The following is an 11400-nucleotide window of genomic DNA, read 5'->3' as shown; positions in this document are numbered from 1 at the left end:
TTGAGAGTTACTGTACATAAGAAGCCAAACTAATTTCATCTTGCACATTAGGGACGCTATCTAGTGAAGTACAAAATTCGGCTTAATTTTTTATCAAGTCGACTTTACGGCAGGAATGTGGGTTGAATGTGAAAGCGTTGCATAGTTATCTCATCAAAGCGATGTTAGCTTATATTACAACTGTTTTCTATCGCGATCTGTAAAAATATCATATCTATTTTATTCGGCTATTTTTAACCAGTACATTAAATTGGATAATAAGAACAAAAAAGCCCCTTCCGGGGCTTAGATTATTTTTTGGGGATAGAGTGATTAAAAGTTCACTGTGATTTCATTTGAACAGATTTCACTAGATTGACACACTTTATACGTGTAGCTGGTAGCTTCTAAATCACGAGAGAAGTCTCTGAATTTACCAGTATTTGAGACTGATTCAATCGCTTGTCCATCACGGTAAATCGTTACTTCATCTGCACTGCTGCCTTGCCATGAAAGTTCTACGCGGATAAAGCCTAAGCGAGACTTATTTGCGCGAACTAGCGATAGCTCAATTTCATCAGTACTAACAATAACAGATTGGGTTGTTGTGTGGCTGTTGCCTTCACTATCAGTAACAGTCAGAGAAACGCTGTACTCACCAGATGCTGCAAACTCATGGATCGGGCTTGCGTCAGTACTGATGCTGCCATCACCAAAGTCCCATGCCCAACTAACGATGTCATCGTTCGGGTCGCGGCTCTCATCAGTGAATGTCACGGCTAAGCCTGAAGCTGCAAAACTGAAGCCCGCAACTGGAGGTTGAGGAGATGTTTCACCAAGGCCTGTTAGGTTCAGAGTCCAACTGTTCAATGTTCCAGTATCGATACCTGCATTATCCGAGACAGACAATGTCCAATCACCTGTTGCAACTTCACCATTAAATGCAGCTGAGTTAAAGGTTTGGTTAATGTCGTCTGCGGCACCACCTTGACGGTTATGCAGTGTTGCTACTGTTCCAGCAGGAGAGGTAAGTGTAACAATTAAGTCGCCAATGTAGGTGTGTGTAATATCCACTAGGGTATTACTATCAAACACAGTAACCGTATCAGCTACAGTGATCACAGAAGTAATACCAGAAGCATCGTTATCAGGGATGTCTACCGCGGTAGTATTTTCATAGCTGAAATCGCTTAACCCTTGAGGTAATACATATAGTCCTACCTGCTCTTGATCTGCAAGTTCACCTGATGTTGCATTGAGTGTAAAGCTATATTCGCCCCATTGAGTCGAAGCCGTAGTTGGTACTGAAAGTGTTACAGTATCGCCAGGCATTGCGGTAGTCGCAGACAATGTCGCACCAGCAATTGGTGAGGTAACAGACAAGTCTATAGTACCCTGCCAGTCTGCGACCGAAGCAAAAGTAAATTCGTATGTTGCAGTATCGCCCGCCGTGATTTCCTGATTAGCAGGACGAGCTGACACTCTAAAGCCAGGCTCTGGGTCTGCATCGATTACTGCTTGATTCACATTTAAGCGCTTACCAGATACTGTTTTATCTGTAAGGTCAGCATTAACATCACCACTTTGCATCAGTAGGTTTTTAAGCTCGATAGCACTTAGAGTAGGGTTGATAGAAAGTACCAGAGCAGCAGCACCTGCAACGTGAGGTGTCGCCATTGAAGTACCTGAGTAACTTGAATAGCCACCACCTGGAACGGTAGATAAAATTGCGCTACCTGGTGCGCCCATGTCAACAGACGTTAAACCCCATTGAGAAAATGAAGACATCGCATCGGTATGTGTTGTACTTGCGATAGAGAATACGCTGTCGTGTTCATAGCTTGAAGGATAGTGAGGGTTTACGTCGTTATCTACCGCACTGTTACCAGCTGCGGCAACAAATAAGATATCCGCATTTTCACTGGCTGTGATTGCATCAGAAAGTGCTTGGCTGAAGCCGCCGCCACCCCAACTATTATTAGTAACACGAACGTTATGACCCGCGTTTTTAAGCGCAACCATATAGTCAATACACTCAATCGCATCTGAGGTTGAGCCTGAGCCTGATGCATCGAGGAATTTACAGCCTACGATAGACACCTCATGGTTTACACCAGCAACGCCCGTTGCATCGTTGCCTGAAGCACCGATAGTACCCGAAACGTGCGTACCGTGGCCTTGGTCATCCATCGGATCGCCACTACCAGTAATCGCGTTGATACCGTGAACGTCATCAATATAACCGTTACCGTCGTTATCAATACCATCCCCAGCTATTTCACCCGGGTTGTACCATGCATTTGCGGCTAGATCTGGGTGAGTATAATCAACACCGGTATCGATCACACCGACGATAACATCACGTGAGCCAACCGTAATATCCCACGCTTCAGGAGCGTCAATGTCGGCATCTGCTGTACCACCAGTTTGACCTGTGTTGTGCATACCCCACAATTCGTCAAAACGACTGTCATCGGGAATGCCAAGTGCTTTTACTTGATAGTCAGGCTCAACATATGCAACCGCTGGATGATTAGCCAGTTTTTCAATCGCTTGTTTTGCTGTAATGCTATCTAGCTTAAAGTTTGCTAAACGACCTTTCAAAACATGACGGTATTTATCATCAACACCGTCAGCATTTAAATCTGCCATTTTTGCTTTTACTAGGTTTCTTGCATTTGCACGAAGTGCCGCAGAGGTATTTTCTTTAAATACAACTAGGATGCTGTCGTCTGCAGTCGCGGTTGTTGTTTCAATTTGAACTGCCGCTTGAGCCGTGAAAGCAAGTGCTGGTAGCAAAGCCAAAGACAATGCAGAAAGTTTAGATCTCATATTAATAACCTTTTTAATTTCAAGCGTATCCATCGATACACGATTTTTTGAGTTGGTAATTTTTCTGGTAGTGGCTGTGGTCTTTTTGGCAACGTCTTAAAACCTAGACGCAGATATTCAGCAGTGCAATGTAAAAAAAGCGTTAATTAATAAAATCAGGATTTTTTACTGGGTAGGAGGTTTCGGAATGAATTATTTGGTTCTTTTTTATGGGATGTATGTAAATGGGTGCGTTTGAACTTTAATCATACTTTTTTTGTATCTCCATTTTTTGTTCGTAATTTTGTGTAAGTTTAGCTTTGTATCGTAATGAAAAATAAAGGATATTTTTTTCATGAAATCTTCTTATTTATCTTCGGTTGTTCCCATCTTAGAGTTAAAGATGACTAGACGTAATAAAATATATTATTTCATCATATTGATTTGCTGACTTTGATATAGATTACGTTTTTCATTAAAAATGTAACACTCTGGTAACTGGCACAGGTGGGAGCGACTCAAGAGTAATGAGTCATAACAGGACGTTAGTTAAGTGAAAGGTTGCAGTTGGCTGAGTTCGGCAACAGCTCAAAGCCTGCACTAAGCACTTAATTGAAAAATAATATAATAAATCTCTAAGGAGAACAGTGTGAAGTTTTCAAAATCAATCGTGAGTTGCGCTATCGCACTTGCGCTAACACATTCTATTACAGCACATGCTGAGGCAAAATCAGATAATAAACCACTTTCAACTTCTGCACTTTCACAAGTAGAGCGTGTAAGTGGAACAAGTAATGAGCTTAAGCTTTCACAAACTTCAGGTAGTCAAGGTGGCAACGAGTTAGCTTCTGTGCAACTGGGAACATCTAATCTGACAGATGTGACTACGGTTGGCGACAACAACATTACAGAAGCCGATCAAAATGGTACTGGTAACGTCGCTATTATAACAACAACTGGTAACAACAATAACCAAGTATATAGCCAAGATGGTGAATCTAACGGCGCATTAACGGAAGTTACTGGCGACGATAACGCGATTGACATTCAGCAGTCAGGTAGCGGGATCCTTGGGATTAACAACGAAGCCATCAATATCATTAATGGCGATCAAAATACTATTACGGTATCTCAAGGTTCTGGCGGTCAATGGTTCTACAACCTAAATATGCAAGGTAGCCAAAACGAGGTATCAGCGACACAATCAGGTATGTGGAACGAAGCCACACTTGAGTCTGTACAAGGTGATATGAACCAAATTACTTTGGACCAAGATGGTGTGTATAACCAATATAAAGTGGTTAGTCTACAGGGTAATGAAAACGAAATTGAATCGAGCCAAAGCGGCAATTTCAATGTTATCGCCGTAGAGACAGTGATTGGGGATGACAACCAAATTGAGATTGAGCAGTCGGAAGGTGATAGCAATACGGTTAACGTATTTGAAATTACTGGAGACAATAACGAGCTTAGTATCGATCAGGAAGGCTCAACTAACACCTTTGCGTCAGATTTATTAGTTGGTAGTGATAATGAAGTGATGGCTGAACAGCGTGGTGATGAGAACAAAGTTCAAGCTGACGTTGTTGGTGATAATAACGAATTTACCGCGATGCAAATTGGCAATGGCAACGAGATGTACCTTGGCGTTGCTGGTGAAAACAATGAGTTTTCAGCGACTCAAGTAGGTAATGCGAACATCGCACATGTTGCTAATTTCAATGGTAGTGATAACGATGTTGATGTTACCCAAACGGGTGATGAAAACGAGGTGGTAGTGCAATCATCTTACCCAGACGTTAGCCTTGCAAGCAATGACAACGCCGTTGATATCTCACAAAGTGGCACTGGCAATGGTGTTGTTGTGACGATGAGCAGTGTGTTCGATAGCAGTTCAAACCAAGTAGATATTGCGCAATCAGGCGAATTTAACGCGATAGATTTAATGCTTGAAGGCAGCCGTAATATGTTAGACATCACACAAAATGGTAGCAACAACTTTGTGATGGGTATGGGCTCAGAAGCATTCATTATCAACGGTGATGATAATGCATTTACAGTAAGCCAAATTGGTGATGGCAACTTAGTTCAAGGTGGAATTACAGGTAGTGGTCAAAACATTACCGTAACTCAGGTTGGTGACAACAACGTTGCGACTATCACTCAGCAATAACTAAGTAATAGCTAAGCAATTTAGACAGGGGGCAACACCAGCCCCCGTATTTTGTACTATTCAGCTAACCAAAATATCAATGTGAATCTCGTCAGTAAAGATATTCTATGCCGTGAGTAAACAAATAATGATAAGAATAATAACATTCTTGAGCGCCATGCTCGTTTCTACATTTTCACTGAGTGCACAAGAAGATGTAGAAATTGATGGTTTAGTGATGGATCAGAGTATTAGCCGATTTGGTCATCAGTTTTACTTTCAATTTTCACAGCTTTGGAGAGATGTTCCTAACACCTCGGGAATTAATATCACGGTTAAAGAAACGGTTTTACCAAGAGCAGGCACTCGGTTAGAAGTTTTAATGAATAATCGCGCAGTCTACGCAACAGCGATGGGAAGGAGAGGTGGCTCTGTTGATGAGCGAGTTGAGACTGCCATCTTTACTATTATGGATGCGATGGCGAGAGAACAATATCAACAGAATGGCTCAGAAGATTTAGCAGCAAGTGGGTGGTAACATGGCAACAATAAAAACAACAATCGTGTGTGCTGGTTTAATGCTACTTAGCGGTGCTCATGTGGCAGCAACGGAGCTGGTATATAAACCAATTAACCCCGCATTTGGTGGTAACCCGTTAAACGCCAATATGTTATTGAGTAAAGCGCAATCTCAAAATAAACACAGAGCGCCAATTATAGAAAAGACCTATGATGAAAAGTTTCAAGAATCACTCGAGCGTACGTATCTCAACCGCTTGGTAAGAGAAATTACGGATGTAGCGTTTGGTGATGACATCAAAGATAGTATTTTTGATCAAGACGCGACGTTTATGAGTGGCGACTATCAAATCCAAGTGATCACCAGTACACCCGACACCATTACGGTTAGAATAACAAATACAGCATCGGGTGAAGAAACCATTCTTGAAGTACCCAGGTTTGCCGCTTCGGCTGGTGGAGGATACTAAATGCTCCGCGTAACTTTATTGGTATTGTTGTTACTACTTAGTGGTTGTTCTAGCATGTCACGTGTGTTGCCACCGGCGCAAAGTGTGGCTATTGAGCTGACCGATACCGAAACCTTTGCAGAACTAAAAAATTTACCCACACCTAAGGGGCGAATTCCTGTCTCGGTTTATTCATTTCGCGACCAAACAGGGCAATATAAACCACAAGATAATGTGAGTTCATTTTCAACAGCGGTGACTCAAGGCGCTAACTCGATTTTAATGCAGGCACTACACGAAACGGATTGGTTTATTCCGGTAGAACGTGAAGGGCTGCAAAACCTGCTGACTGAGCGCAAAATTATTCGTGCAGCAAGTGATGATAATGATACAAGCGCTTTGCCACCATTAATGACCGCAAAGATTATTTTAGAAGGCGGGATCATCAGCTATGACTCTAATATCCGCACAGGCGGTTTGGGGATGGAATATTTTGGCATAGGTGCATCTGAGCTTTATCGTGAGGATGTTATCTCTATTTATATGCGCGCAGTTGATGTTCGTACCGGGCAAGTGCTGCTTTCTGTCGCGAGTAGTAAAAAGGTGCTATCCATGGAGGTTCGGGCAGGGTTTTTCCGATATGTGAGTTATAAACGATTGGCTGAAGCCGAAGCGGGTTTTAGCGATAACGAACCGATGCACATTTGTGTAACTCAAGCGATAGAAAAAGCGCTGACTTTGATGGTACAACAGGGTATCGAAAAAGGCGTGTGGTCGGCAGCTACCGCATCGCAGGTCGCGCTTTAGCGCGACAAACCTTTACCACAACGCTCCCTTTTGCGTGGCACGCACCACTAACCGTAGGTCGTGCTTTAGCGCGACAAAAATTTTAAGAACGATACAACCTTGAGCACGTTCTCACACTACCCACTTTAAAATAAAGAATAATACTGGTGCATGAGATTCAACAATAAAGTCAGCCACCAATAAGCTGAGTATGTTAATCTAAATGGCAATGAAATAATAAAGAACGCTAACATCATGCACGTACATATTTTAGGGATTTGCGGTACCTTTATGGGCGGGATCGCAGCCATCGCTCAATCATTGGGGCACAAAGTCACAGGTTCAGATCTCAATGTTTACCCGCCGATGAGTACACAACTTGAATCACTCGGAATTGAACTAACTCAAGGGTACGACCCTAAGCAACTCATCGATGTTGAGCCTGATGTGGTGATCATCGGCAATGCCATGAGCCGTGGTAATCCGTGCGTTGAATATGTTTTAGAAAAGGGTATGCGTTATACTTCAGGCCCTGAATGGTTAAAAGAACATGTATTACGCCAGTCATGGGTGTTGGCTGTGGCCGGTACGCATGGCAAAACGACCACTGCAAGTATGTTAGCTTGGTTACTCGAATACGCAGGATTACGCCCGGGCTTTTTGATCGGTGGCATTGTGCAAAACTTTGGTGTGTCGGCGCGCACATCAGATACGCCATTCTTTGTTATCGAAGCCGACGAATACGATACGGCGTTTTTCGATAAACGCAGCAAGTTTGTCCATTACTTACCTCGCACGTTAATACTCAACAATCTTGAATATGATCACGCTGATATTTTTCCAGATTTAAATGCCATTCAAACCCAGTTTCATCATTTAATTCGCACGCTACCCAGCCAAGGTAAAGCCGTATATCCAGCGGATGATACTGCGCTACAAAACGTCATTGAACGTGGTTTTTGGAGCGAGCAGGAATCCCTTGGTAAAGAATGGTCGTATAACTTGCTCAAGGCTGACGGCTCTCGCTTTACAGTGTTATTTGAAGGCGAAGAAAAAGGCGAAGTAAATTGGCAAGCGATTGGTGTACATAATGTCAAAAATGCCATGATGGCGATTGCGGCGGCAAGACATGTGGGCATTCCAATCGAGGTGAGTATCGAAGCGCTGAGGCAATTTATTTCTCCTAAGCGCCGTATGGAAATTAAAGGGGAGGTCAATGGCGTTACTGTCTATGATGACTTCGCGCATCATCCCACGGCAATAGCAACGACCCTCGCAGGGCTTAGAGCCAAAGTTGGAGATGCACCTATCATTGCTATTTTAGAGCCACGCTCAAATACGATGAAGCTTGGCACTCATCAAGAAACCTTATTGCAATCTCTTGATGTTGCAGATGAAGTGTATCTATTCGAACCAGATGGCTTATCTTGGTCTCTTAAAGCACAAGCCGAAGCCGCGGGTCGTCAGTGTTTTGCAAGTGTGGATGAGATTGTCGCACAGGTTGTGACAAATCAAGCACCAAACCAACATGTGTTGATTATGAGTAATGGTGGTTTTGGTGGCATCCACGACAAACTTTTAACTGCATTGAAAAAGTAATCATTATGTCAGAACAAACATTTAATGGGCCAATTACGCTGGCCTTTAGTGGTGCGTCGGGCGCCCCTTACGGACTGAGATTACTCGAGGTATTGGTGTCGTTAAACTATCAAGTTTACGTGCTAATCTCGAGCGCTGCCAGAGTGGTGCTGGATACTGAGTCGAATTTAAAACTCTCAGGAAATGAACAAAAAGCAACAGAGCAACTACAGACGCTTTTCTGTGCTAAAGATAAGCAAATTCAGGTATTTGGTAAAGATAACTGGTTTAGCCCTGTGGCATCTGGCTCGGCCGCACCAAAGCAGATGGTGGTGTGTCCGTGTAGCGCAGGAAGCGTGTCAGCCATTGCACTTGGGGCATCTGACAATTTGCTTGAGCGTGCAGCAGATGTGGTGATCAAAGAACGTGGCCAATTAATATTAGTGCCGCGTGAGACGCCCTTTAGTCCAATTCATCTTGAAAACATGCTCAAGCTTAGCCGCTTGGGGGTGACTATCATGCCTGCAGCACCTGGTTTTTATCATCAGCCACAAAGTATCGACGATTTGGTCGACTTTATGGTGGCCCGCATTTTAGATCATCTACACATCGAGCATACCTTAGCTAAGCGCTGGGGTTATGGAGAATAATAAAATATGACAATAGCACTGAACATCAAAGGGTTAAAAAAAGTTTATAGTAACGGCGTCGAAGCCGTTAAAGGCATTGATCTCGAAGTTCAAGAAGGGGACTTCTTTGCGCTACTTGGTCCAAACGGGGCTGGTAAATCTACCACAATAGGGGTTATTGCCTCACTGGTGAATAAAAGCCAAGGCAGCGTAGAGGTTTTTGGTCATAGTATTGATACTCATTTGGAAGACGCTAAGTCGAACTTAGGTTTAGTACCACAGGAGTTCAACTTTAGCCAATTCGAGACGCTAAACCAAATTCTTGTGACTCAGGCGGGCTATTATGGTGTGCCAAGAGACGTTGCCCATCAGCGAGCCGAGAAGTATCTCAAGCAGCTGGGATTATTTGATAAAAAAGATAAGCAAGCTCGCACGTTATCCGGCGGTATGAAACGTCGCTTGATGATTGCAAGAGCATTGATGCATGAGCCTAAGCTCCTTATTTTAGATGAACCTACGGCTGGTGTGGATATAGAACTACGCCGTTCTATGTGGGATTTTTTGCGTGAAATTAATAAGCAAGGCGTAACGATTATACTCACAACGCATTACTTAGAAGAAGCAGAGCTGTTGTGCCGTAATATTGCGATTATTGATAAAGGCACGATTGTTGAGCACACGACCATCAAGACATTACTCTCAAAGTTGGATAAAGAAACGTTTGTACTTGATCTTAAGCCGCCCATGCTGCCTGTGGCACTCGATGGTTACCAATTTACCACCGTAGATGACCATACTATTGAGGTAGAAGTAGCTAAGTCGCAAGGGCTCAATGGGGTGTTCACACAGCTCACAGAGCAAGGTAATCAAGTATTAAGTATGCGTAACAAAGCTAACCGTTTAGAAGAGTTGTTTGTTGGCTTACTGGAGCAGGGGAGAGGGGCATAATCGTGTTGAAATATGGCGTCGCGTTAAAAAGTATTTGGATAAAAGAGTGTATTCGGTTTTTACGTATTTGGGTGCAAACCTTAGTACCGCCAGCGATCACCATGACACTTTATTTTGTGATATTTGGCAGTTTAATCGGCTCGCGCATTGGTGATATGGGTGGCTTTAGTTACATGGAGTTTATTGTACCTGGCTTAATCATGATGTCGGTGATCACCAACTCCTATTCTAATGTTGCCTCGAGTTTTTATTCCACCAAGTTTCAAAAGAGCATTGAAGAACTACTCGTTGCACCTGTGCCTAACTATATTATTGTACTTGGCTATATGGGCGGTGGTATGGCGCGAGGCATGCTCGTTGGGCTTATTGTTACTATCGTCAGTCTGTTTTTTGTGGATATTCAAATTCACAATCTAGCGGTTATCGTTATTACGGTTATTTTAACGTCAGCTGTGTTTGCATTAGGTGGTTTGATCAATGCTGTGTTTGCCAACAGCTTTGACGATATTAGCATTATTCCGACTTTTGTGCTTACACCCCTGACTTACCTAGGCGGCGTATTTTACTCAATCACATTGCTGCCGGAGTTTTGGCAAGGTGTGTCACAGGTAAATCCAATCATCTATATGGTAAATGCCTTCCGTTTTGGCTTTTTAGGTGTTTCGGACGTTGATATTGGCGTTGCCTTTACGGTATTAGGTGTATTTATATGTGGTCTATTTTGGTTGTCACTGCACTTAATTAAACGCGGTGTTGGGCTAAGACACTAACCGCAGGATAAAGAATGAGCGCTGCTATCAATTGCAGCGCTCTTGCGTTATTTCAGGTAAAATCCTTACCATTCCCCCTTAATAATGACTGGTTATGACAGAAGCAAACTCTCGTAGTATCACCACTAATCAACAAGGGCTACACGAAAAGCTCGATGAAATCGTTACTAAGCATCTAACCGCTGAGTTTAAAAAACCCATTGCGGCACATACACAAAGCGCTTTCGATGAGGTTAATGCGCGAGTACAGGCCTATAATGGACCGATTATTTTGGACTCATGTTGTGGTGTTGGTGAAAGTACGGCAAATTTGGCGAAGCGACACCCTGATGCGTTGGTAATTGGCATCGACAAGTCTGCGCATCGACTAGATAAACATGATGTTGAATATAAACAAACGGAACAAGGCCAATATATTTTGGTGCAAGCCGATCTCAATGACTTTTGGCGATTAGCGCTGGAAGCCAATTGGCAGCCGAGTCACCATTATTTGCTGTATCCTAATCCGTGGCCGAAAGCTAAACATATTCAAAGACGCTGGCATGGTAGCGCGGTGTTTCCTTTTATCGTCAAGTTAGGTGGCAAGTTGGAGCTGCGCAGTAATTGGGATATCTATGTAAAAGAGTTTGCCAGAGCTTTGGCGCTTAGTGGCGTTGATGTTGAAGTGGAAGCCTATGAAAGTGATGAAGCTATTACACCCTTTGAGCGTAAGTATTGGGCAAGTGGTCAATCTAGTACCCGCCTCGTCGTAACGCTTTGAGCTAACCCATGACAAGTCC

The 11400-nt window shown here is 43.2% G+C and carries 10 protein-coding genes; 9 read left to right on the top strand and 1 reads right to left on the bottom strand.

Annotated features, from left to right (window positions below):
- Positions 1–312: 312 nt before the first annotated feature.
- Positions 313–2811 (bottom strand): S8 family serine peptidase, encoded by a 2499-nt coding sequence (locus DS891_RS16510; RefSeq protein WP_302480154.1) that lies wholly within the window; start codon positions 2809–2811, stop codon positions 313–315.
- A gap of 628 nt (positions 2812–3439) precedes the next feature.
- On the opposite strand from DS891_RS16510, the gene DS891_RS24590 reads away from it, so the two are divergent.
- From DS891_RS24590 to DS891_RS16465, 9 genes are all read left to right on the top strand, one after another.
- Positions 3440–4963, top strand: a complete 1524-nt coding sequence (locus DS891_RS24590; RefSeq protein ID WP_174170379.1) for a curlin — start codon at positions 3440–3442, stop codon at positions 4961–4963.
- Positions 4964–5090: 127 nt separating this feature from the next.
- Positions 5091–5480, top strand: coding sequence for a CsgE family curli-type amyloid fiber assembly protein (locus DS891_RS16500; protein ID WP_029215819.1), 390 nt, complete (start codon positions 5091–5093; stop codon positions 5478–5480).
- A 1-nt stretch (position 5481) separates the two neighbouring features.
- Positions 5482–5931, top strand: a complete 450-nt coding sequence (locus DS891_RS16495) for a curli assembly protein CsgF (RefSeq protein ID WP_010605736.1) — start codon at positions 5482–5484, stop codon at positions 5929–5931.
- Positions 5932–6717, top strand: a complete 786-nt coding sequence (locus DS891_RS16490) for a CsgG/HfaB family protein (protein WP_174170378.1) — start codon at positions 5932–5934, stop codon at positions 6715–6717. It abuts the gene before it with no gap.
- Positions 6718–6951: 234 nt separating this feature from the next.
- Positions 6952–8295: a UDP-N-acetylmuramate:L-alanyl-gamma-D-glutamyl-meso-diaminopimelate ligase gene (mpl, locus tag DS891_RS16485; RefSeq protein ID WP_174170377.1), complete on the top strand. Its 1344-nt coding sequence runs from the start codon at positions 6952–6954 to the stop codon at positions 8293–8295.
- A 5-nt stretch (positions 8296–8300) separates the two neighbouring features.
- Positions 8301–8924: a flavin prenyltransferase UbiX gene (locus tag DS891_RS16480; RefSeq protein ID WP_010605733.1), complete on the top strand. Its 624-nt coding sequence runs from the start codon at positions 8301–8303 to the stop codon at positions 8922–8924.
- A gap of 6 nt (positions 8925–8930) precedes the next feature.
- Positions 8931–9851, top strand: a complete 921-nt coding sequence (locus DS891_RS16475) for an ABC transporter ATP-binding protein (protein WP_102056119.1) — start codon at positions 8931–8933, stop codon at positions 9849–9851.
- Between the two features lie 2 nt (positions 9852–9853).
- Positions 9854–10621 (top strand): ABC transporter permease, encoded by a 768-nt coding sequence (locus DS891_RS16470; RefSeq protein ID WP_010605731.1) that lies wholly within the window; start codon positions 9854–9856, stop codon positions 10619–10621.
- Between the two features lie 94 nt (positions 10622–10715).
- Positions 10716–11381 carry a tRNA (guanosine(46)-N(7))-methyltransferase TrmB gene (locus DS891_RS16465; RefSeq protein WP_174170376.1) on the top strand — a complete coding sequence of 222 codons (666 nt, stop codon included), beginning with the start codon at positions 10716–10718 and terminating at the stop codon, positions 11379–11381.
- The last annotated feature ends 19 nt before the right edge of the window (positions 11382–11400 follow it).

Origin of the sequence: Pseudoalteromonas sp. JC28 (assembly GCF_013319255.1) — a bacterium.
Lineage (GTDB): Bacteria > Pseudomonadota > Gammaproteobacteria > Enterobacterales > Alteromonadaceae > Pseudoalteromonas.
This window is presented reverse-complemented; position numbering and strand designations above follow the sequence as displayed.

Coding starts and splice junctions, on each gene's coding strand:
- DS891_RS16475 (WP_102056119.1), top strand. CDS start 8,931: ATGACAATAGCACTGAACATCAAAGGGTTAAAAAAAGTTTATAGTAAC.
- DS891_RS16495 (WP_010605736.1), top strand. CDS start 5,482: ATGGCAACAATAAAAACAACAATCGTGTGTGCTGGTTTAATGCTACTT.
- DS891_RS16500 (WP_029215819.1), top strand. CDS start 5,091: ATGATAAGAATAATAACATTCTTGAGCGCCATGCTCGTTTCTACATTT.
- mpl (WP_174170377.1), top strand. CDS start 6,952: ATGCACGTACATATTTTAGGGATTTGCGGTACCTTTATGGGCGGGATC.
- DS891_RS16480 (WP_010605733.1), top strand. CDS start 8,301: ATGTCAGAACAAACATTTAATGGGCCAATTACGCTGGCCTTTAGTGGT.
- DS891_RS16510 (WP_302480154.1), bottom strand. CDS start 2,811: ATGAGATCTAAACTTTCTGCATTGTCTTTGGCTTTGCTACCAGCACTT.
- DS891_RS16490 (WP_174170378.1), top strand. CDS start 5,932: ATGCTCCGCGTAACTTTATTGGTATTGTTGTTACTACTTAGTGGTTGT.
- DS891_RS16465 (WP_174170376.1), top strand. CDS start 10,716: ATGACAGAAGCAAACTCTCGTAGTATCACCACTAATCAACAAGGGCTA.